At 60.0% G+C, this 20937-nt stretch carries 17 protein-coding genes and 1 pseudogene; 6 read left to right on the forward strand and 12 right to left on the reverse strand.

Annotation, left to right across the window (positions count from 1 at the left end):
• Nucleotides 1–130 precede the first annotated feature (130 nt).
• The gene (locus tag ACZ1HM_RS14615) at nt 131–1378 is read left to right on the forward strand and encodes a multidrug effflux MFS transporter (RefSeq protein ID WP_472743415.1); all 1248 of its coding nucleotides are present in this window, start codon (nt 131–133) and stop codon (nt 1376–1378) included.
• 62 nt (nt 1379–1440) lie between these two features.
• The gene (locus tag ACZ1HM_RS14620) at nt 1441–2841 is read left to right on the forward strand and encodes a helix-turn-helix domain-containing protein (protein ID WP_472743416.1); all 1401 of its coding nucleotides are present in this window, start codon (nt 1441–1443) and stop codon (nt 2839–2841) included.
• Nucleotides 2842–2868: 27 nt separating this feature from the next.
• On the opposite strand, the gene betA is transcribed toward ACZ1HM_RS14620, so the two are convergent.
• From betA to ACZ1HM_RS14650, 6 genes are all read right to left on the reverse strand, one after another.
• A complete protein-coding gene (gene betA, locus ACZ1HM_RS14625; RefSeq protein ID WP_472743417.1) occupies nt 2869–4527 on the reverse strand; it encodes a choline dehydrogenase in 1659 nt (552 codons plus the stop codon).
• 252 nt (nt 4528–4779) lie between these two features.
• Nucleotides 4780–6240, reverse strand: coding sequence for a betaine-aldehyde dehydrogenase (gene betB / locus ACZ1HM_RS14630; RefSeq protein ID WP_472743418.1), 1461 nt, complete (start codon nt 6238–6240; stop codon nt 4780–4782).
• A gap of 52 nt (nt 6241–6292) precedes the next feature.
• Nucleotides 6293–7801: a choline-sulfatase gene (betC, locus tag ACZ1HM_RS14635; protein ID WP_472743419.1), complete on the reverse strand. Its 1509-nt coding sequence runs from the start codon at nt 7799–7801 to the stop codon at nt 6293–6295.
• Entirely contained in the window at nt 7798–8373 is a 576-nt protein-coding gene (betI, locus tag ACZ1HM_RS14640; RefSeq protein WP_472743420.1) for a choline-binding transcriptional repressor BetI, read from the reverse strand. The genes betC and betI overlap by 4 nt, the downstream gene beginning before the upstream one ends.
• 84 nt (nt 8374–8457) lie before the next feature.
• Complete coding sequence (locus tag ACZ1HM_RS14645) at nt 8458–9360, reverse strand: DMT family transporter (protein WP_472743421.1); 903 nt, start codon at nt 9358–9360, stop codon at nt 8458–8460.
• 37 nt (nt 9361–9397) lie between these two features.
• Nucleotides 9398–9997: a LysE/ArgO family amino acid transporter gene (locus tag ACZ1HM_RS14650; protein WP_472743422.1), complete on the reverse strand. Its 600-nt coding sequence runs from the start codon at nt 9995–9997 to the stop codon at nt 9398–9400.
• A 90-nt stretch (nt 9998–10087) separates the two neighbouring features.
• Here ACZ1HM_RS14650 and ACZ1HM_RS14655 point away from each other — a divergent pair, with 90 nt between their 5' ends.
• From ACZ1HM_RS14655 to ACZ1HM_RS14665, 3 genes are all read left to right on the forward strand, one after another.
• Nucleotides 10088–10999: a LysR family transcriptional regulator ArgP gene (locus ACZ1HM_RS14655; RefSeq protein WP_472743423.1), complete on the forward strand. Its 912-nt coding sequence runs from the start codon at nt 10088–10090 to the stop codon at nt 10997–10999.
• A 70-nt stretch (nt 11000–11069) separates the two neighbouring features.
• On the forward strand, nt 11070–11333 hold the full coding sequence (locus tag ACZ1HM_RS14660; RefSeq protein WP_472743424.1) for a hypothetical protein: 264 nt from the start codon (nt 11070–11072) through the stop codon (nt 11331–11333).
• Nucleotides 11334–11472: 139 nt separating this feature from the next.
• On the forward strand, nt 11473–12528 hold the full coding sequence (locus ACZ1HM_RS14665; protein WP_472743425.1) for an NAD(P)H-dependent flavin oxidoreductase: 1056 nt from the start codon (nt 11473–11475) through the stop codon (nt 12526–12528).
• A gap of 51 nt (nt 12529–12579) precedes the next feature.
• On the opposite strand, the gene ACZ1HM_RS14670 is transcribed toward ACZ1HM_RS14665, so the two are convergent.
• On the reverse strand, nt 12580–13332 hold the full coding sequence (locus tag ACZ1HM_RS14670; protein ID WP_472743426.1) for a YebC/PmpR family DNA-binding transcriptional regulator: 753 nt from the start codon (nt 13330–13332) through the stop codon (nt 12580–12582).
• 126 nt (nt 13333–13458) lie between these two features.
• Between ACZ1HM_RS14670 and ACZ1HM_RS14675 the strand changes: the two genes are divergently transcribed.
• Nucleotides 13459–15231 (forward strand): SLC13 family permease, encoded by a 1773-nt coding sequence (locus ACZ1HM_RS14675; protein ID WP_472743427.1) that lies wholly within the window; start codon nt 13459–13461, stop codon nt 15229–15231.
• Nucleotides 15232–15356: 125 nt separating this feature from the next.
• Here ACZ1HM_RS14675 and ACZ1HM_RS14680 read toward each other — a convergent pair whose 3' ends face one another.
• The 5 genes and pseudogenes from ACZ1HM_RS14680 to mgtE all read right to left on the reverse strand — a co-directional run bounded on the left by ACZ1HM_RS14680 (nt 15357) and on the right by mgtE (nt 20888).
• A complete protein-coding gene (locus ACZ1HM_RS14680) occupies nt 15357–17129 on the reverse strand; it encodes an SLC13 family permease (protein ID WP_472743428.1) in 1773 nt (590 codons plus the stop codon).
• A 22-nt stretch (nt 17130–17151) separates the two neighbouring features.
• A complete protein-coding gene (locus tag ACZ1HM_RS14685) occupies nt 17152–18069 on the reverse strand; it encodes a DMT family transporter (RefSeq protein ID WP_472743429.1) in 918 nt (305 codons plus the stop codon).
• Nucleotides 18066–18878, reverse strand: coding sequence for a TIGR00282 family metallophosphoesterase (locus tag ACZ1HM_RS14690; protein WP_472743430.1), 813 nt, complete (start codon nt 18876–18878; stop codon nt 18066–18068). Before ACZ1HM_RS14690 ends, ACZ1HM_RS14685 begins: the two co-directional genes overlap by 4 nt.
• Before the next feature lie 41 nt (nt 18879–18919).
• A pseudogene (locus ACZ1HM_RS14695) lies at nt 18920–19485 on the reverse strand (5-formyltetrahydrofolate cyclo-ligase).
• Nucleotides 19482–20888 carry a magnesium transporter gene (mgtE, locus tag ACZ1HM_RS14700; protein ID WP_472743431.1) on the reverse strand — a complete coding sequence of 469 codons (1407 nt, stop codon included), beginning with the start codon at nt 20886–20888 and terminating at the stop codon, nt 19482–19484. The pseudogene ACZ1HM_RS14695 and the gene mgtE overlap by 4 nt, the downstream one beginning before the upstream one ends.
• Nucleotides 20889–20937 lie beyond the last annotated feature (49 nt).

The following is a 20937-nucleotide window of genomic DNA, read 5'->3' on the forward strand; positions in this document are numbered from 1 at the left end:
GCCGCAGTGCAGAGGAAAGCAACATTGTGCATATTTGCAAATTTTTAGCAGATACAAATTTGCATATTGAATAACTGCAAAATTTGCCTAACCCCTCGACATCCCCGCAGCTGCGATTTACCTCAGACGTATGAGTAGTACCGCTTCCGGGGCCTCGGCTCCTCCGGTCATCCAATACCTTGATCGCACCACACCACCGCATGTCTCGACCCTGATCCTTTTGGCAGGGTTATCGGCGCTTGTGATGAACATTTTCCTGCCAAGCCTGCCACATATGGCCGACTATTTCGGCACCAGCTATGCGATGATGCAGCTGTCGGTGCCGCTGTATCTGCTGTGCTCGGCCATCTTGCAGCTGTTCATTGGACCGATCTCAGACAATTTGGGCCGCAGGCCGGTGATGATCGCCGGGCTGATCATGTTTCTGGTGGCCACGCTGGGCTGCATCTTTGCCCCCAACACAACCGTTTTCCTGATCTTTCGCGTGGCACAAGCGGTCATCGCCACCGCCATGGTGCTCAGCCGCGCGGTGCTGCGCGACCTTTATACCCAGGATCAGGCGGCTTCAAAGATCGGCTATGTCACGATGGGCATGGCCCTTGTGCCCATGATCTCACCCGCGATTGGCGGCGCGATTGAGCAAGCCTTTGATTGGCATGTCACCTTCTGGCTGATGTTCGTCATTGGCGCGGCCCTGCTGATCCTGGTGATCCGCGACATGGGCGAAACAGCCGTGCAGACGGACAAATCCATCTGGGCGCAGTTCAAAGAATACCCCGAGCTTTTGCGCGCCCGGCGGTTCTGGGGCTATGCGCTGGCCTCTGGGTTTTCCTCCGGCGCCTTTTTTGCCTACCTGGGCGGGGCGCCTTTCGTGGGCAGTACGGTCTTTGGCCTTGATCCATTTTGGCTGGGTCTTTATTTCGGTGCGCCCGCCGTTGGCTATTTCGCGGGCAACTGGTTGACGGGGCTGTTCGCTCAGCGCTTTGGCGTGAACCGGATGGTGATGTGGGGCTGCATGGCAACCGCCAGCAGCGGCGCGCTGTCGCTCATGGTGTTCTTCAGCGGCTATGGCACGGCGGAGACCTTTTTTGGCATGATGACCCTGGTGGGCCTGGGCAATGGGCTGTGCATCCCCAACGCCACGGCGGGCATGCTGTCTGTGCGGCCACATCTGGCAGGCACGGCATCAGGTCTGGGCGGGTCGATCATGATTGGTGGCGGTGCCGCGCTGGCGGTGATCACTGGCGCGCTGCTCACGCCAGAAAGCGGGGCCTATCCATTGCTCATGGTGATGTTCCTGACAGCGCTGGCCGGGGTTGTCTCAATCTTGATGGTGGTCCGGCGCGAAAAACAGTTGGGCCTTCAAACACCGCGCTGACTTGCCGCCGTCACTTTGCAAAGCTACCCTGTCCCCAACTGCAAACTTGCAAAGGGCGCTGCATGGCCAGCCAGAAACTCTACGCCGGGGCCAAGCTGCGCGAATTGCGCACCAAGCTGGAACTGACCCAAAAGGATTTTGCCACCCGGCTGGGCGTCTCCCTGCCCTATCTGAACCAGATGGAGAACAACAACCGGCCCATCTCTACCACGGTGGTTTTGGCGCTGGCTTCCGAATTTGGTCTGGATGTCACCGAGCTGAGCGCGGGTGACAGCGAACGTCTGGTCAGCGACATGCGCGAAGCGCTGGCCGATCCCGTCTTCAAAGGCGATATGCCGCCCCTGGCGGACGTCCGGCTTGCGGCCTCCAACGCGCCGGGGCTGGCGCATGCTTTTCTGGAGTTGCACAAAAGCTACCGGCAAACCCACGAACGGCTCGCCTCTTTGGATGAGGCGCTGGGGCGCGAAGACGCCCGCGCGGCCCCGTCGCCGTGGGAAGAGGTGCGCGATTTTTTCCACTACTGCGACAACTACATCGATGCCGTGGACCGCGCGGCCGAACATTTCGCGACCAAAGAAGGGGGCCATCACAACATGCGTGTGGCGGCTGTCTCAGCTCTGAGCAACGCAGGCGTTGCCGTCACCTTTGACGATACCGACACCCTGCGCCGCTTTGATCCAGAGACCCAGACCCTGCACCTGTCAGCGCGCAGCACCCATGAGACGCAGACCTTTCAGCTGCTCTTGCAGGTCGCCCTGATCAAACAAAACACCCTGTTGGAAGCCACGCTTGATCTGGCCCGGTTCACCAGCACGGATGCCCGCGACATCGCGAAAATCGGACTGGCCAACTACTTTGCCGGTGCTGCACTGCTGCCCTATGCCCGGTTCCTGACAGAGGCGCAGACCTGCCGTCATGACCTGGAGGTGCTGGCCAACCACTTTGGCGCCTCGATTGAGCAGGTGGCACATCGCCTGTCCACCCTGCAGCGCCCCGGTGCCAAAGGCCTGCCGTTCTTTTTTGTGCGTGTCGATCAGGCAGGCACCATCACCAAGCGCCACTCCGCCACGCGGCTGCAATTTGCGCGGTTCGGCGGGGCCTGCCCGCTTTGGAACGTGCACCGTGCGTTTGAAACCCCAGGCCGCTTTCTGCGCCAACTGGCCGAAACCCCTGATGGCGTGCGCTATATCTCGCTGGCGCGCGATGTCACGAAACCGGCAGGCCGCTACGGTGCCCCGGTGCGCCGCTATGCCATCGCGTTGGGCTGTGAAATGCGCCATGCTGATCAGCTGATCTATGCAGATGGCCTCGACCTGCACCAAGAAAGCGCGTTTGAGCCCATCGGCATTTCCTGCCGCATCTGCGAACGCAAAGGCTGTCACCAACGGTCCGTCCCGCCGCTGGAGCGGCATCTGGTCGTGGACCCTAACAGGCGCGATGTTCTGCCCTACCGGGTGGAGTGACCCCGCACGCCTGGAGGTGCCTTTGCCCTAGCGCTGCGCTGTTTCCCAATTGGGATGGTTCCACGGCTGGTCATTGGCCCGCGGCAAAGGATCTTTGCCCAGCAGATGGTCCGACACTTTCTCACCCACCATGATGGAGGGCGCGTTCAAATTGCCATTGGTGATCCGGGGAAAGATGGAACTGTCGGCCACGCGCAGCCCGTCCACCCCGATAACCCGTGCCTCTGGATCGACCACAGCGCTTGGATCATCTGCCGCCCCCATCCGGCAGGTGCCGCAGGGGTGATAGGCGCTTTCCACATGTTCGCGGATCACGTCATCCAGCTCTGCATCGGTTTGATACGCCACCCCCGGCTGGATCTCATGTTTCACAAAAGGCTTGAACGCCTCTTGTGCAAAGATCTCTCGGGTCAGTCGGATACAGGTGCGGAATTCTTCCCAATCCTCAGGATGGGACATGTAGTTGAAGCGGATCACCGGATCATCCGACGGATCGGCTGAGCGCAAGCTGACCGAGCCACGAGAGCGTGAGCGCATCGGTCCAGTGTGCGCCTGAAATCCGTGCCCTTCGGCCGCCGCCTGTCCGTCATAGCGCACGGCGATGGGCAGGAAGTGATACTGAATGTCAGGATAGGGAATGCCCGGTTTGGAGCGGATAAAGGCCGCGCTTTCAAACTGGTTGGACGCACCCATGCCCTGTTTAAAGAACAACCACTGCGCACCGATCATTGCCTTAGAGAACAAGTTCCAATGTTTATAAAGCGTGATCGGCTGAGAGGCGGCCATCTGAATATACATCTCCAGATGGTCTTGCAGGTTCGCCCCCACACCGGGCCGGTCTGCGACAACGTCAATGCCATGCTCTGCCAGTTGCGCCCCCGGCCCAATACCCGACAACATCAGCAATTTCGGCGAATTGATTGAAGAGGCCGCAAGCACCACTTCGCGCTCGGCCTCAATCACCTCACGCTTGCCGCCGCGCAGCACTTCGACACCTGTCGCACGCCCTTCCGTGATCACCACCCGCTGTGCCAGTGCGCGGATCAGCTCCACATTGCCGGTCTTCTGCGCAGGGCGCAGATAGGCGTTCGCTGCCGACCACCGCCGCCCCTTCCAGACGGTCTGCTCCATCGGGCCAAAGCCCTCTTGCTTTTCCCCGTTATAATCGCCCGTGACCTCATAGCCTGCTTGCTGTCCCGCCTCGACAAAGGCTTTGAAAAGCGGATTGCTGCGGGGGCCTCGGCTCACATGCAGGGGGCCGTTGGTGCCGCGCCATGTCGGATCACCGCCATGGCCACCGTCATGCCAGGTCTCCATCCGCTTGTAATAGGGCAGCACATCCGCATAGGCCCAGCCGCGCGCGCCGGCCTCTTCCCAATGATCAAAGTCCTGAGCATGACCGCGCACATAGACCATCCCGTTAATAGAGGATGACCCGCCGATGACCTTGCCCCGCGGACAGGCCAAACGCCGCCCACCCAAATGCGGCTCTGGTTCTGAGAAGTAGCCCCAGTCATACCGTTTCATGTTCATCGGATAGCTCAGCGCGGCAGGCATCTGGATCAGCGGCCCCGCATCCGTGCCGCCATGTTCAATCACAATCACCCGCCGACCCGCCTGGGCCAAGCGATAGGCCATCGCGCAGCCTGCGCTGCCCGCTCCTACAATGACAAATTCCGCCTTCATATCCGTCTTCCTTCGTGATTCTGCCCAGGGTCAAGGATGCGCAGCACCGGGGCTTGCCCCGGCTTGTACTTGAGGCTGGGTGGAATCGCAGCTTCACAATTGATGAGGTGTCTTGAGCCACAGAGTGTGGGCTCAAGCACCTCTCAGCACATGATCAAACTTCCCAACCGCGGCCCGTCCGTGTGGGGATTGGGGCAACCTTCCTGCGCGGGGCGAAACTAGTGGCCTGCACCCGCTGCCGTCGCGTTGCTGTCAAAACGGGGCCTCCACATCATCCATCCGCACAAAGACCGATTTGACCTGGCTGTAATGCGCAATCGCCTCTTTCGAATTCTCACGCCCCACGCCTGAGTTTTTTGCCCCGCCAAAGGGTGCCTCAACCGGCGCGTCATTATAGGTATTGATGTAGCAGGTCCCCGCCTCGAACCCCGCCGCGACGCGATGCGCGCGGGCCAGATCGCGGGTAAAGACCCCGGCAGCCAGACCGAATTCGGTGTCATTGGCCCGCGCCAGCACCTCTGCCTCATCCTCAAAATCCAGCACCGCCATTACGGGGCCGAAAATCTCTTCGCGTGCGATCACCATGTCATCGGTGACATCGGCAAAGACGGTGGGTTCGAGATAAAAACCGTCTCGCGCCAGACGGCTGCCGCCCGTGACCAGCCGCGCGCCTTCGGCCTGTCCCTTAGCGATGTAGCCTTGAACGATCTCCATTTGCCGCTCAGACACCATGGGGCCGAAAGATGTCTCGGGATCCATCGGATCACCAATGACGGCATTGCCCAGACGTTCTGTCAGCCGCGCCAGAAAGGCCTCTTTGATGTCTTTGTGCACAAAGACCCTTGTCCCGTTGGAGCAAACCTGCCCTGAGCTGTAGAAATTCCCCAGGATTGCGCCGCCAACGGCGTTTTCAATGTCCGCATCTTCAAAGATGATCAGGGGCGATTTGCCGCCCAGCTCCATTGTGACATGTTTGATGCCTTCGGCAGCCGCGGCATAGACCTTGCGGCCTGTGGGCACAGAACCTGTGAGGGACACTTTGTCCACCCGTGCATCGCCCACCAAAGAGGCCCCAACAGCACCCATCCCCTGCACCACGTTATAAAGCCCTGCGGGCAGGCCGGCCTCATGCAAAATTTCGGCCACCTTCAGCGCACAAAGCGGCGTTGTCTCAGAAGGTTTGAAGATCATCGCATTGCCACAAGCCAGCGCGGGCGCGCCTTTCCAGCAGGCGATCTGGGTGGGATAATTCCAGGCGCCGATGCCAACGCAGACGCCCAAAGGCTCGCGCCGGGTATAGACCCAGTTTTCGCCCCCCAGCGGGATGTGCTCACCCGTCAGGGTGGCGGCCATGCCTCCGAAAAACTCAAGCGCATCCGCGCCAGAGGTGGCATCCACCACGCTGGTTTCCTGATAGGGTTTGCCGGTGTCGTAGGTCTCCAGGATGCTCAGATCATGATTGCGCTCACGCATCAGATCGGCGGCCCGGCGCAGAATGCGCCCGCGTTCCGTCCCGCTCATCGCGCCCCAAGCAGCTTGGGCGCTCTTCGCGGCGGCGATGGCGCGGTCTACGATGGCGGGGGTGGCTGCATGGACGGTTGCGATCTTTTCGCCCGTGGCGGGATAGATCACATCAATCGCGTCGCCTGCGGTATCTTCGACGTATTGGCCATCGATAAAATGGCTGGCGGTGGGTTGTGTGGCATAGGGCATTGCTTGAACTTTCTTGCCTCCGGCGGGAGTTGTAGGTGGAAAGATGAAGGGCTCACTCTCCTCTGGGAAAGCGTTTTGCCTCTTCCAGAACGTTGAGATCCATGTGGTTGCGCATGTATTGCTCGGACGCTTTGCGCAGCGGTTGATAATCCCAAGGGTAATAGCCCCCTTCGCGCAGCGCCTCATAGACGACCCAGCGGCGGGCCTGGCTTTTGCGCACGTCAGCATCAAAGGCGGTAAGGTCCCACCGCGCCTCTGATTTGGCGCGCAGAGAGGTCAGCGTGCCTTGATGTTCAGGCAGTGCGGCCAGGTTGGTCAGCTCATGCGGGTCAGCCTCAAGATCAAAGAGTTGGTCAGGATCCAGCGCGCAGCGATTGTACTTCCACTTGCCATAGCGCAGCGACACCAGAGGCGCGTATGACCCTTCGGCGGCATATTCCATGGCCACCGGCTCTGTCCGCGTCTCGCCTTGCCCCAGGGGCACAAGGGATTGGCCCGTGGTCCAGGGCATCACCTCATCCATGCTCACATCAGCAAGATCACATAAGGTGGGGCAGACATCGATGTTGCTGACCGGCGTGTCGATACGTCCCGGCGTCATATCAGGCGCGCTGATCATCAGGGGAACGCGGGCAGAGCCTTCGAAGAAGGACATTTTGAACCACAGGCCCCGTTCGCCCAGCATATCGCCGTGGTCCGACACAAAGAGGATCACAGCCTCTTGCCGGGTGTCCTCAAGCACTTGCAGGATTTCGCCAACCTTGTCGTCCAGATAGGAGATATTGGCAAAATAAGCGCGGCGCGAGCGTTTGATGTCTTCTTCCTGGATATCAAATTCGCGCCAGTTGTTGGCATCAAAAATCCGTTGGGAATGTGGATCGTGGGCGTCATAATCCATCGCTGGCACCTCTGGCAGCAGATGCGCGCAATCCTCATAAAGGTCCCAGTATTTCTTGCGCGCCACATAAGGATCGTGGGGGTGGGTAAAGCTGACCGTCAGGCACCAGGGCCGCGCATCGCCGCCGCGCGACAGATCGTAAAGCTTGCGGGTTGCGTGATAGGCAACCTCATCATCATATTCCATCTGGTTGGAGGTTTCGGCCACCCCTGCTCCTGTGACGGACCCCATGTTGTGATACCACCAATCGATCCGCTCTCCGGGTTTGCGGTAATCCGGTGTCCAGCCAAAATCGGCGGGGTAGATATCGGTGGTCAGGCGTTCCTCAAAGCCGTGCAACTGATCTGGCCCGACAAAATGCATCTTGCCAGAAAGGCAGGTCTGATACCCGGCCCGCCGCAGGTGATGCGCGTAGGTGGGGATGGATGAACAAAACTCAGCTGCGTTGTCATAGACACCGGTGGCAGAAGGCAGCTGCCCTGACATAAACGCTGCCCGCCCCGGCGCGCAAAGGGGCGAGGCGGTGTAGCAATTGGCGAAACGGGTCGCGCGGGCGGCAAGCTTTTTCAGGTGCGGGGCATGCAGCCAATCGGCTGGGCCGTCAGGAAACAGCGTTCCGTTCAACTGGTCGACCATCAAAATCAGGATATTCGGCTGGGTCATGCTTGGGCGTCCAACAACAGATGCAGGGTGGAAAGCGCACTGGCCAATGCCGCAGAGGCTGTTCCCCCCTCAGACAAGGCCGCGCGCAGGTAAAGGCCGTCGATCAGGGCGGCAATCGTTTCGGCATCGGCCTCTGGTGTTTGGCTGATCGGGCGCAGTGCATGGCGCAGGTTTGAACGCAGGCGGCGTTGATAAAGCCGCAGCAAGCGCCGGGTTTCCTCATTCGTGGGGGCCGCCGCGTAAAGCGTCATCCAGGCGTTTACCGTGGCCGGGGCAAAACAGGTCTCATCAAAGCTGGCGATGATCACCGCAGCGGCGCGGTCACGGGGGCCGCGCGCCTCGGCCAGGCGTGCGCGCACCTCTTGGCCGTATTCGGCCAGGATATGGCGCATCGCCGCGAGAAAGATCTGGTCCTTGCCACCAAAATAATGGTGCGCCAGCGCAGATGACATGCCGGCCCGTTTGGCGATCTGGCCAACGGTGACATCCAGCGAATGCGCCGCACCGATCTCTTCGATCGTGGCCTGCACAAGGGCAGAGCGGCGGATGGGCTCCATTCCAACTTTCGGCATTTCAGAATCGGTCCTTGAAACGTGTTCCACCAGCCTAATTCGCGGATGATTGACCCGTCAATCAAGAAAACCGGCGCAAGAACGTCACACCTTGGTCTGGTTGGTGTTTGGCGTGATCTGCCGCTTGAGCATCGCTTCGCGCCAGGTGATGAATGTCACCGAACTGAGGATGACAAAGCCGCCGATCACCACCCAGATGTCTATTGGCTCAGCAAAGACGATGGCCCCTAGTGCGGTGGCCCAGACCAGCTGCAAAAAGGTGACGGGTTGTGTCACCGTGACAGGAGCTGCGGCAAAGGCCAGGGTCATGGTATAGTGGCCGGCTGTGGCAAAAGTGGCGACCCCCATCAGGATCGCCATCTCTTGCCAGGTGGGCATGATCCAGACAGGCAAGGCAAAGGGTGCCAGGCCAATCGTAACCGAGATTGACAACATGCCCACCACCACCGACGGCTTGACCTCATCCGCCAAAACCTTGGCCAGCAGGTAAGAGCCGCCAAAGACCACCGCGGCCCCCAGCATGCCCAGATGCCCCATGCTGACGTCGCGAAACCCGGGGCGCAGGATGATCACCGCGCCCAACAGACCCAACGCCACCGCGACGATCCGGCGGGCCGCGAGCCGTTCGCCCAGAAACAGCGCCGCCCCCAGGGTGACATAGATCGGTGCCAGATAGTTCATCGCTGTCACCTCAGCGATGGGAATGCGGGTCATGGCGAAGAACCACAAGATAACGCCCAGCGCGTGGCACAGCCCCCGCGCCCCAAAAAGCCCCCATTGCCGCCGGGTCAAATGGGACGCGCGCAAAGCGCCCAGTGCAGGGATCAGAAACACCAACCCCAAGGCATAGCGCAGAAACGCCGCCTCTGCCGCAGGCAGGCGGGGCCCCATGAATTTGACCAATGCGGTCACGGCAATGAAGCAAAAGCCCGTCACCAGCATCCAGAAAATGCCAATGACCGGGCGAGAAGAGGCAGCGTCTTTCATCCCACTTTAGTGAGCGCGCGTTGCCAAAAGAGCAAGGTCACAGGAAAAGAAGTTTCGCCGCAATCGCCCACATGGTCAGCGCGATGATCCCATCTAGGATTTGCCAACTGCGGGGGTTTGCAAAAAGCGGGCTTAACAGCCGCGCGCCGTAGCCCAGAGAAAAGAAGAAAACAAAACTGGCAAGGGCGGCCCCGATGCCAAACGCCAGACGGTCAGGATATTGCGCTGAGATGGAGCCAATCAAAACCACGGTATCCAGATAAACATGCGGGTTGAGCCAGGTCAGCGCCATCAAGGTGCCAATCGCCTTGCGCAGGCTTTGGGTGGCCGCGCCGCTGGTGTCCATAACCGCGCCCCCCTGCCAGGCGGAGCGGGCGTTTAGATAGCCGTACCAGATCAGAAAGGCCGCCCCTCCATAGCGCATCACCGTCTCAAACCAGGGCAAGGCTTGGGCCAAGGCCCCAAAACCCGCCACACCGCCGGTGATAAGCAACGCATCAGACAGCCCGCAGGTCAGGCACACCCAGAACACATGCTCACGCCGCAGACCTTGGCGCAGCACAAAGGCATTCTGTGCACCGATGGCCAGGATCAGGGTCAGGCTAAGCGCGAAACCGGGGAGGAAAGAGGAGAGCATGTGAAAGTCCATTCTTAAGGTCGGTGTTTGACTAGAGAACGCGCCCGCCTTAATCAAATTAAACATCGTTACCCTGATTAAGCACAGCTAATGCAAATAGACCCCACCCAGCTTGCCGCCCTCTCCGCCATTCTGCGGCTGGGCAGTTTTGACGCCGCCGCAGGCGCGCTCAATGTGACGCCATCGGCGATATCGCAACGGCTCAAGGCGTTGGAGGACAAGGTTGGCACAGCGCTGGTTCACCGCAGCCAACCCTGCACTGCCACCCCGTTGGGCGCGCGGCTGGCCAAACATGCCGAGGATGTCGCCCTGCTAGAGGCACAAGCGCTGGGCGATCATGCCGCGCCCTCAGCCACTCCCGCCCGCGTGACACTTGCCGTTCCCGCCGACAGTCTGGCGACATGGTTCATTCCGGCATTGGCACAAGTCCCTGATTTATTATTTGATTTGCGCATCGACGATCAGGAAACCGCTGATGACTGGTTGCGCCGGGGTGCAGTGAGCGCAGCACTGACCGGGCATGACCGCACGGTGCCCGGCTGTGATCTGTTTCCGCTGGGTGCGCTGCGCTACCGCGCCACGGCCAGCCCTGATTTCGTGGCCCGCCACTTTCCACAAGGTGTTACAAAAGACGCACTTGCAGCCGCGCCCATGCTGACGTTTTCACCCAAAGACCGGTTGCAATCGCAATGGGCCAAACAGAAATCCGGCGCGGTCCTGCATCCGCCCAGCCACCAGATGCCCTCCACTCACGCCTTTGTCGAAGCCGCGCTGCATGGCGTGGCCTGGGGCATGAACCCCGAAACCACCGTCAAAGATCACATCGCGCACGGCAGGCTGGTGGACCTGGACCCGCATCTGCCATTGGACGTGCCGCTGTTCTGGCAGGTGGCCCGCGTGATGGGCAAAGCGCTCTCTCCATTGACGCAAGCCGTCCTTGGAAAGGCACGCCAAAGCCTGCGCCAGACAGGGGACGTTGAAAATTTTAACACAAATGGGTGATCCGACCCGTCAGTACTGGCGTATCAGACATAGCGTTCCTACATGGGGTGCAGATAATAAGGATAAGCGCATGTTAGATAAATCGCAAAACCTCACCGTCAGCTGTGAAGAGCTGGCCGTTATTGAAGACGCGCTGCACACGCAGCACCAGATTTTGAACGTCCAGGCCAATGCCGGGGGCGATGACGCCCGCACGCGGCTGAACGCCGTCAAAAGCGTTTTGGCCCGCCTGGCACAGCAAAAGCCTGCCGCCACAGGCAATAGCGTCTCCGTACCCAATGCGACCGGCGGATTTTTCGCCTGGCTGAGTGGCCGGCGCAGCGCCTGCCAATAACCGGCACCCGCACCGCGAAAATCACCCAACCGCCCCCCGGGGGCGGTTTTTTTGTGTTGAACCCAGGCGGTTGCCGACAGTTGCCTGAGCCCCAGACCCGACATATCCTCAGCCCCATTCAGGCGGGGGAGCCGGAGCCATGACCACACAGCAGCGCGTGCAAGACTTTTGTGAGAACTACGATCTGCGGGTGCCGATCCTGATGGCCCCGATGGCAGGGGCCTGTCCGCCCGAGCTTGCCATTGCTGTGGCACAGGCAGGCGGCATGGGGGCCTGTGGGTGTTTGCTGATGTCCCCAGGTGGCATTGCAGATTGGTCCTCCAAGATGCGCGCCACATCAAACGGGGCCTTCCAGCTGAACATCTGGATCCCAGATCCCGCGCCCGCACGTGACCCGTGCCATGAGGAAAAGCTGCGCGCCTTTCTGGGCCAATGGGGGCCAGACGTCCCAGCCGAGGCCGCTGACACCCCCATGCCCGACTTTGATGCCCAATGCGCTGCGATGCTGGCCGCCGGGCCGCACGTAATCTCATCCATCATGGGAGTGTTTCCGGAGGCATTTGTACAGCAGATGAAAAGCGCGGGTGTCCGCTGGTTCGCCACCGCCACCACCGTTGCAGAGGCCCGCAAGGCAGCAGCAGCTGGGGCAGACGTGATCGTGGCGCAAGGCATGGAGGCTGGCGGGCACCGGGGCGCGTTTCAGGCCGAGGCGGCCAGCAAATCGCTTGTCGGTCTCTTTTCACTGCTGCCTGCCGTGGTGGATGCGGTTGATGTGCCGGTTGTGGCCACCGGCGGCATTGCGGATGCGCGCGGAATTGCCGCCGCGCTCACACTTGGGGCATCCGCGGTGCAAATTGGCACAGGCCTGTTGCGCACCCCAGAAGCTGCCATCGCCCCCGCCTGGGCTGAGGCCATCAGCACCGCCGCCCCCGAAGACACCGCCCCCACACGCGCCTTTTCGGGCCGGCTGGGCCGCGCAATACGCACTGGATATGTGACAGCCGCCGAAACTGGGCCGACACCAGCCCCCTACCCCGTGCAACGCAATCTGACCCAACCCATGAGAGCCGCCGCAACGGACATCACCACGATGCAGGCCTGGGCAGGCCAATCTGCTGGTATGGCACAGGCAACCCCAGCAGCCCAACTGGTTGAGACGCTGTGGCAGGACGCACAAAAGCTTATGGGGATATAACGGACAGGCCGCTAAGGCCCGCCCGGAAGATGCGAACGCAGCCCGGCGGTCTTAGCCTGCTGCTTCCAACGCTTCCATCACCTCATCAGAGGCTTCAAAGTTCGTCGTCACGCGCTGAACATCGTCGTCATCTTCCAACGCATCGACCAACTTCATCAGCTTTTGCATGCTGTCGAGGTCCATCTCGGTGGTTGTGGTAGGCTTCCACACCAGTTTGGTTGAGGCGGATTCGCCCAGTTCCGTTTCCAACGCCGTGGCCACATCGTTCAGGTCGGTATCCGCGCACCAGATCACGTGACCCTCATCGGAGCTTTCAACGTCCTCAGCCCCGGCTTCGATCGCGGCCATCATGACCGTATCCGCATCACCAGCCTCCGCAGGATAGGTCACCTCACCCTTGCGGTCGAACATGAAACCAACGCTGCCGGTTTCACCCAGGTTGCCGCCATTCTTGGTGAAGGTAGAGCGTACCGTCGATGCCGTCCGGTTGCGGTTGTCGGTCATCGTCTCAACAATGACCGCAACGCCATTCGGGCCATAGCCCTCATAGCGGATTTCTTCGTAATCCTCGCCCTCACCCGCAACCGACTTTTTGATCGCCCGTTCGATGTTGTCCTTGGGCATTGAAACCGACTTGGCCTCTTTCACCGCCAACCGCAAACGCGGGTTCTTGTCCGGGTCAGGATCGCCCATCTTGGCGGCAATCGTGATTTCCTTGCTGAGCTTGGAAAACAGCTTGGCGCGGATTTTGTCCTGACGCCCTTTGCGGTGTTGGATGTTTGCCCATTTGGAATGGCCTGCCATGGCGAACCTCATCTGCATGTCGTGCTTTGCGCCTCTATATGCCAGCACCGCCCACGCGACAAGGCAAGCCATGCGGGATCGGGCTTTCCCCTTGCCCTGAACAAAAGTTGTCCACATGGTGCCTGCATGACCCAAGATCAAATTATCCTGTTTTCGCTTTTTGGCGCTGTGTTTGGCCTCTTGCTTTGGGGCCGCTTTCGCTATGATATCGTTGCCTTTTCCGCGCTGATGGTCGGCGTGGTGCTGGGTGTTGTGCCCTCCTCTGACGCATTTTCGGGCTTTGGCCACCCCGCCACCCTGGTGGTGGCGCTGGTTTTGGTCGTCTCTGCCGGTCTTGTCCGTTCTGGCGCAGTGCTGCTGATCACCCGCACGCTTGTTGATGCCTCTCGCAGCTTAGGTGCGCATATTACGCTGATGGGGGCCGTGGGCGGCATTCTGTCAGCTTTCATGAACAACGTCGCAGCCCTTGCCCTGCTGATGCCGGTGGACATCCAAACCGCCCGCAAAGCCGGGCGCAGCCCCGGGCTTAGCCTGATGCCGCTCAGCTTTGCGACGATCCTAGGCGGGATGGTCACGTTGATCGGCACGCCCCCCAACATCATCATCGCCTCCATCAGAGAAGACGCGCTGGGCGCGCCCTTTCGCATGTTTGACTTTGCCCCGGTGGGCGGCATCGCTGCGATCGCGGGTCTGGCCTTTGTGGCCCTGATCGGCTGGCGCCTGATCCCTGCCCGCCAAGACAGCACGCTCAGCTCTGAAGACATCTCCCAATATATCGCCGAATTGGTGGTGCCTGAGAACAGCAAACACATCGGCAAACGCCTGGCTGAGCTGATCCCCGCAGGCGATGCGGCAGATGTGCAGCTCATCGGACTGATGCGCGACGGCAAGCGCCGGTACGGGTTTTCCCGCAATGTCACGCTCAAACCCGGAGACGCCCTGGTGCTGGAGGCCACGCCAGATGCGCTGGATGAGTTTCGCAGCACGCTTGATCTGTCTCTGGCAGACCAAAAACGCGAAGAACACCTCAAGGCCGGTGGCGAAGGCGTGGAAATCATTGAGGTTGTCATTCCAGAAACCTCGCGACTCAACGGTAAAACAGCCAAAGCAGTGGGCCTGGCCTGGCGGCAACGCACAGTGCTCTTGGGGATCTCACGACAGGGGCGCAAGATCACATCACAATTGCGCTCTACATCGCTGAAATCCGGCGATATCCTGCTGCTTTTGGTGCCCCGCGATAGCGCTGCTGAGGTTACCGAATGGCTGGGTGTGCTGCCCCTGGCAGACCGCGGGTTGGCCGTCACCGACAACGCCAAGGTCTGGCTGGCCATTGGGCTTTTTGCGGGGGCGGTTTTGGCCGCCAGCCTGGGGATAATTTACCTCCCCGTCGCACTAGGCCTTGTGGTGGTGGCCTATGTTCTTTCAAAAATCGTACCTCTGTCAGAACTTTATACCCATATTGAATGGCCTGTTGTTGTCCTATTAGGATCCATGATCCCCTTGGGGGCCGCTTTGGAAAGCTCAGGCGGCACTGAGCTTATCGCAGGCGCGCTGGTGGCCCTCACCGATGGTCTGGCCCCCTGGATGGTGCTGACCGTGCTGATGGTGGTGACCATGACGCTCTCGGATGTGCTAAATAACACCGCGACCACAATCGTCGCCGCCCCGGTGGGCATCCAAATGGCGCAAACCCTGGGCGTCTCACCTGACCCTTTCCTGATGGCGGTCGCTGTGGCCGCCTCTGCGGCCTTTCTCACCCCCATCGGGCACAAGAACAACACGCTGATCCTAGGCCCCGGCGGCTATGGCTTTGGCGATTATTGGCGCATGGGTCTACCCTTGGAGATCATCATCATCGCCGTCTCAATCCCAGCTATCTTGCTGTTCTGGCCGTTGTGATCTGAACCCCGGCCGCGCACCTGTGGCTAAGGGTGCAATAAGTTATAAGGGAAAGATGAAGCGCAACGGGGTCGCTTCATCTTTCCCCTAAAACTCAATTCTAACGTTGCCTCATGGACCAATCCTCAGAACAAAAACGGGATTGCAGCGCTGGCAATCAGCGACATGCTTAGGTTCAGTGGGATGCCGATGCGCATAAAGTCCGTGAACCGATACCCGCCGGGTCCGTAGACCAGCGTGTTGGTCTGATATCCAATGGGCGTGGCAAAGGCGCAGGACGCAGCGATCATAACGGCGACCACCAGCGGACGCGGATCCATTCCAAGCGCCGCGCCAAGGCTGATAGCGATCGGCGTCATGATGACCGCCACCGCGTTGTTGGACACGATCTCCGTGAAGATGGTCGTCAGTAAGAAAACGCAGAAGATCACCACGCCCGGCGGCATTTGGCCCAACGTGGGCGAGATTGCATCGACGATCAGCGCCACAGCCCCTGAGTGTTGCAGAGCCGCCCCCACGGCGAGCATTGAGAAAATCAACGCCAAAAGCCGTCCGTCAACAAAGGAAAAGGCCTCTTCGGCATCAATACATCCCGTGAGCAAGACAACCGCCACCGCGATGACTGCCAAAAGCAAAATGGGAGCCACATTCAGCCCGGCCAGCACAACAATCCCCAAAAGGGCCGCAATCGCGATGGGGGCGTGCCCCCGCCGGTAGGCGCGTGCGGAAGGGTGGCTTACGTCCACCATATCCATATCCGCGGCCAGTCTTTGAATGTCCTCCGCAGCGCCTTCTAGCAGCAGCGTATCGCCCACTTTCACAATCAAATCATCCAGTTGCCGCCCGATGTTCTGATTGCGCCGGTGCACCGCCAGCGGGTAAACACCGTAGCGCCGCCGCAGCCGCATGGCCCCCAATGTGCGGCCAACCATCCGGCAGCCGGGGGTGATCAACACTTCAACGGTCGTGGTTTCAACGGCTGAGAGCTGATCGACGCGTTTGAGTTCCTTGTTGCGTTGCAAGCTCAGCAGCTCGGTCATCTCCGTGCGCAGCACCACGCGGTCACCGATCTGCAAGGCCACGCCCTGCAAGTTGCGCCGCAAAGATTGGTCACCGCGCACCACGTCAATCAACCGCACCCCTTCGCGTTTGAAAAGCTTCACATCCAGCACTTCGCGGCCAATCAGGTTGCTGTCGGGGGGGATCACGGCCTCAGTGAAGAACTTCATCTTGGACCGGTCCGACAGCATCGTTGCCATGCTATCGCGGTCGGGCAGCAGATGGCGGCCGAAAAGCAGCATATAGGTCAGCCCCCAGGCGCAAACGATGAGGCCAATGGGCAGGATTTCAAAGATGCCAAAGGGCTCCATCCCCTGGCTGCGGGCCACACCATCCACCAGCAGGTTCGTTGAGGTGCCAAGCAGCGTCAGCGATCCCCCCATGATTGCCGCATAACTCAACGGGATCAACAGCTTGGAGGCCTTTGTGCCCAAAGTCTTGCTCAGCTGAACCAGCACCGGGATCATCACAACCACCACCGGCGTGTTGTTCATGATCGCACTGGCCCCCATGACCGACAGGATCACCCCTGCCACCGCCATCTTGGGACTTTGCCGGGCGTAGCGTTCGGCCATCTGCGTCAGCACATCCAGAGCGCCCGTGCGCACCAGCGCCCCCATCACAATAAACATCGCGGCAATTGTCCAAGGTGCGGCGTTGGACAGGACCGCGCGCGCCGTTTCATAGGGCAGCACGCCTGTGGCCAGCAAAACCGCCGCACCGCCCAGCGCCACCACTTCGGTGGGGAAATATTCGCGCAAAAACAGCACGAACATCACCACCACGACCGTGAGGCTGAGCACTGCGCTGCCGGTTTGGGAAAGGGGGAGAATGTCCATGGCCCGTCCTGCGTTCGCCTGCTTAAGTGTCGCCCATTGCCTTTGTGGCTGCAAGCGAGGGACGGGGTTGCACCAGATACATCCCCGCAAATATCGCCGCCAGTGCCACCCAAACGGTCGTCGCATAGCCTTCGCCCAGCAAGAGCCAAGCCCACAACAGGCCAAATCCGGTGACGAGATAACTCACCTGCACGGTGAACACAGCGCCCGCGCGCCCCGCAAGCCAGACGTAGGCTGCATAGACAAAGATATGGATGACGCAAGACGCGATATGGGCCACCTGCGGCAAAGGCAGGCTGGGATCGGGCGCGATGTACTGCCCCGTGGCCAGCATCACCGGCAACACCAACAGCCCACCCACCACGGAGGCCCCTAGCATCACTTGAAACGGGCCAAGCCCCTGGGTGCCCCATTTGGCGATATAGTTGCCTTCAAAGGCATAAAAGACCGCTGTGACCAGATAGATGGCCGCCCAGAACACTGGGATCGACAGGCCCAAATCCACGTTTGGGGCGATGATGATCAACACGCCCACCAAACCAAAAAGCAGGCCAAGGATCCGCCGCCATGAAAAGACATCTGTGCCCAGCACCAAAGCGATGACGAAAGCGAACATCGGTATCACGCTGAGCAGCAAAGACATAATGCCCGCAGGCAAATAGACCGCCGCCTGGTATGAGATCGTGTTGGGCAGCACCGAGCCCAAAAGCGCCAGCACCAGATAAAGCCGCAGAGCGGGTGCATTAAGGGGCACGGGCAAACGTTTGATAAAGCAAATCAAAGCCATCAACGCGCTGCCGATGGTCATCTGCCAGAACATCAAGCCAAAGGGGCCATAGCCGCTACTGACAGCGATTTTGGTGAGCGGTTGGGTCAGCCCCCAACCCGCGCCCATCAGTGTGAGGCACCCCAGAAAGAACGCAATTTGTCCGGCACTCATGGGGCTGAGGCTTGCAACAGCCCCCCGTCACGCACCGGGACAATGCGGGTCGCGCGCCCGGTCTTGTCGTCGGTTTCAAGATACACGCCGGAAAGCGTCGCATCGCCGTTTGCAGGGGTGAACCGTTCCTTTGGCATGCCGGTGATAAACCTGCGCAGCGGCTCTTCCTTGTCCATCCCAATGACGGAATTGTAATCGCCGCACATGCCTGCATCGGTCAGATAGCCGGTGCCGCCCTTCAGGATCATCGCATCACTTGTCGGCACATGGGTATGCGTGCCCACCACCAGGCTTGCCCGGCCATCACACCAATGGCCGGTCGCCATCTTCTCTGACGTCGCCTCACAATGAATGTCCACGATGATGGCCTGTGCAAGACCACCTAAAGGATGCGCTTTAAGCACCTGATCTAGCGCAGAAAACGGATCATCAAAGGGGCGCTTCATAAAGACCTGGCCCAGCGCCTGTGTCACCAGAACCTTGCGCCCGTTTTTGGCGTTGAACAGGCGCGCGCCCTTGCCGGGGGCGGTCTTGGAAAAGTTCAGTGGCCTGACGATGCGTGGTTCCTGCTCAATAAAGCTCAGCATGTCTTTCTGATCGAACGCATGATCGCCCAGCGTCAGACAATCTGCCCCCGCTTCCAGCAACAGCTTGGCATGTGCCCCCGAAAGGCCCATGCCCCCCGTGGCGTTTTCACCGTTGACGACAACAAAGTCGAGTTTCCACGCCGCGCGCAAACGCGGCAGGTTTTCGGTGATCGCGCGTCTGCCCGCGCGGCCCATAACATCGCCAAGAAAGAGAATTTTCATGCACCATGCCTAGGTCGCGCCGCCAGATGACGCAAGCGCGATTATCGCGCGCCAACCTCAATCACGCCGGCCTCTGTCACGATCAGGTCCAGCGGTTGATCGGTGATCTCTAACGGCAGATCCTCAACCTCTTGCCCGGCAAACGCAAAGCCGATGCCCATCGTGGGCCGCTTTGCGCGCAGCATTTCAAGGGTACGGTCATAAAACCCACCCCCATAACCCAGTCGCCCCCCGCCCGGTTGAAGGCCAAAAGCGGGACAATCAGGATTTCAGGCTCAAAAAAGCGCAGGCTGGCGGGCACCTCGGCACCAAAGGCACCGGCCACCATCTGCGTCTCAGGCGTCCATTGGGCAAAGCGGAGCGGGTGGTCTGCCTTTTCTATAACGGGCACGCCAACGGGCCCGTGCGCTGTGGCTTCTGCCATTGCGGGGCGCGGATCAATCTCTGTCCGGATCGGCATAAAACCCGACAGGGGCACACCGCGGTATCCGGCCAAAACCTCGCTCAGATATCCAGCCTGGGCGGCGTTGGCGTTTTGAAACAAGGGTTTGCGCCGGGCAAAAGCCGCCTTGCGCGCGGCGGCTTTGATCTCAGCCAAATCGGTCATAGCAGCACCAGTGCGGCCAGCCCCAGAAAGGCGAAAAAGCCCACCACATCCGTCACCGTGGTCACAAAGGCCCCCGAGGCCAGCGCCGGATCAATGCCCATCTTTTCCAATATGATCGGAATGCCCGTCCCGGCCAATCCTGCCACAACCATGTTCACCACCATCGCCACCGCAATCACATATCCCAACACCGGTGAGCCGAACCAGATCACGCCCACAATGCCCATGACAACTGCAAAAATCGCGCCATTGATCAGCCCCACCAGACATTCGCGACGGATCACGCGCCACACGTTCGACCCGGTAAGGTCTTTGGTTGCAATCGCGCGCACGGCCACCGTCAGGCTTTGCGTGCCCGCGTTGCCACCCATGGAGGCCACGATGGGCATCAACACGGCCAGGGCCACGACCTGCGCAATGGCTGCTTCAAACTGAGCAATCACCAAAGACGCCGCAATCGCTGTCACCAGATTGACGGCCAACCACGGCAGGCGCCGCCGCGTGGTGGCGCGCACGGAATCCGACAGGGTGGATTCGCCGTCGACACCGGCCAGACGCAAGATGTCCTCTTCGTGTTCTTCGTCCAAAACAGCCATCGCGTCATCAATCGTGATCACACCGATTAACCGCCCCTCGTCATCGATAACGGGGGCCGAGATTAGGTGGTACTGGTTGAAAGCATAGGCCACTTCGCCCTCATCCTGGGTGGCCGGGATGATCTGGAATGTCTCTTCCAGCAACTCTTTTAACGGAGTGTCCCGTTTGGAGCGCATTAGCTTGCCCAGTGTGATGTTGCCCACCGGGTGAAACCGGGGGTCGACCATCACAATGTGGTAGAACTGATCAGGCAGTTCCTCTTCTGGCGTGCTGCGCAGGTGATCGATGGCTTGCCCCACGCTCCAATGTTCGGGTGCGGCAACCACCTCACCCTGCATCAGGCGCCCGGCGGAGTATTCCGGCCAGGTCAGAGCCTGTTCAACCGCCACACGGTCAGCGTCTTCGAGGACATCAAGAATGGCCTCTTGTTGCTCATCCTCAAGATCTTCGATCAGGTCGACAACATCGTCGCTGTCCAGTTCCCGAACCGCTTGTGTCAACACCTGCGGCGTGAGGACGGCAATCACTTCTTCGCGGATCGAATCGTCTAGTTCAGACAGGATTTCCCCATCGAACTCCCGGTCATAAAACCGCACCAACCGACTGCGATCAAAGGCGTTGATCTGTTCCAAAAGGTCAGCAATATCAGCCGCATGGAGCGGCTCCATCAGCTCCGTCAGCTTTTCGCGATCTTCGATTTCGACGGCATAGAGAATGGCCGCAACCGTTTTACGCTCCAACGCGTAGTCCTGATTGCTCTCATCCTCAGGGAGTGTGGGTTCCAACACTTCAGTTTGATCAGACATCGCACCCTCCTGCTCTGCGCCAGACCATAGGCATGCCTCCCCCTACTGA

It is taken from the genome of Sulfitobacter sp. GN1-4, from assembly GCF_055693825.1.

Coding starts and splice junctions, on each gene's coding strand:
- ACZ1HM_RS14615 (WP_472743415.1), top strand. CDS start 131: ATGAGTAGTACCGCTTCCGGGGCCTCGGCTCCTCCGGTCATCCAATAC.
- ACZ1HM_RS14620 (WP_472743416.1), top strand. CDS start 1,441: ATGGCCAGCCAGAAACTCTACGCCGGGGCCAAGCTGCGCGAATTGCGC.
- betA (WP_472743417.1), bottom strand. CDS start 4,527: ATGAAGGCGGAATTTGTCATTGTAGGAGCGGGCAGCGCAGGCTGCGCG.
- betB (WP_472743418.1), bottom strand. CDS start 6,240: ATGCCCTATGCCACACAACCCACCGCCAGCCATTTTATCGATGGCCAA.
- betC (WP_472743419.1), bottom strand. CDS start 7,801: ATGACCCAGCCGAATATCCTGATTTTGATGGTCGACCAGTTGAACGGA.
- betI (WP_472743420.1), bottom strand. CDS start 8,373: ATGCCGAAAGTTGGAATGGAGCCCATCCGCCGCTCTGCCCTTGTGCAG.
- ACZ1HM_RS14645 (WP_472743421.1), bottom strand. CDS start 9,360: ATGAAAGACGCTGCCTCTTCTCGCCCGGTCATTGGCATTTTCTGGATG.
- ACZ1HM_RS14650 (WP_472743422.1), bottom strand. CDS start 9,997: ATGCTCTCCTCTTTCCTCCCCGGTTTCGCGCTTAGCCTGACCCTGATC.
- ACZ1HM_RS14655 (WP_472743423.1), top strand. CDS start 10,088: ATGCAAATAGACCCCACCCAGCTTGCCGCCCTCTCCGCCATTCTGCGG.
- ACZ1HM_RS14660 (WP_472743424.1), top strand. CDS start 11,070: ATGTTAGATAAATCGCAAAACCTCACCGTCAGCTGTGAAGAGCTGGCC.
- ACZ1HM_RS14665 (WP_472743425.1), top strand. CDS start 11,473: ATGACCACACAGCAGCGCGTGCAAGACTTTTGTGAGAACTACGATCTG.
- ACZ1HM_RS14670 (WP_472743426.1), bottom strand. CDS start 13,332: ATGGCAGGCCATTCCAAATGGGCAAACATCCAACACCGCAAAGGGCGT.
- ACZ1HM_RS14675 (WP_472743427.1), top strand. CDS start 13,459: ATGACCCAAGATCAAATTATCCTGTTTTCGCTTTTTGGCGCTGTGTTT.
- ACZ1HM_RS14680 (WP_472743428.1), bottom strand. CDS start 17,129: ATGGACATTCTCCCCCTTTCCCAAACCGGCAGCGCAGTGCTCAGCCTC.
- ACZ1HM_RS14685 (WP_472743429.1), bottom strand. CDS start 18,069: ATGAGTGCCGGACAAATTGCGTTCTTTCTGGGGTGCCTCACACTGATG.
- ACZ1HM_RS14690 (WP_472743430.1), bottom strand. CDS start 18,878: ATGAAAATTCTCTTTCTTGGCGATGTTATGGGCCGCGCGGGCAGACGC.
- mgtE (WP_472743431.1), bottom strand. CDS start 20,888: ATGTCTGATCAAACTGAAGTGTTGGAACCCACACTCCCTGAGGATGAG.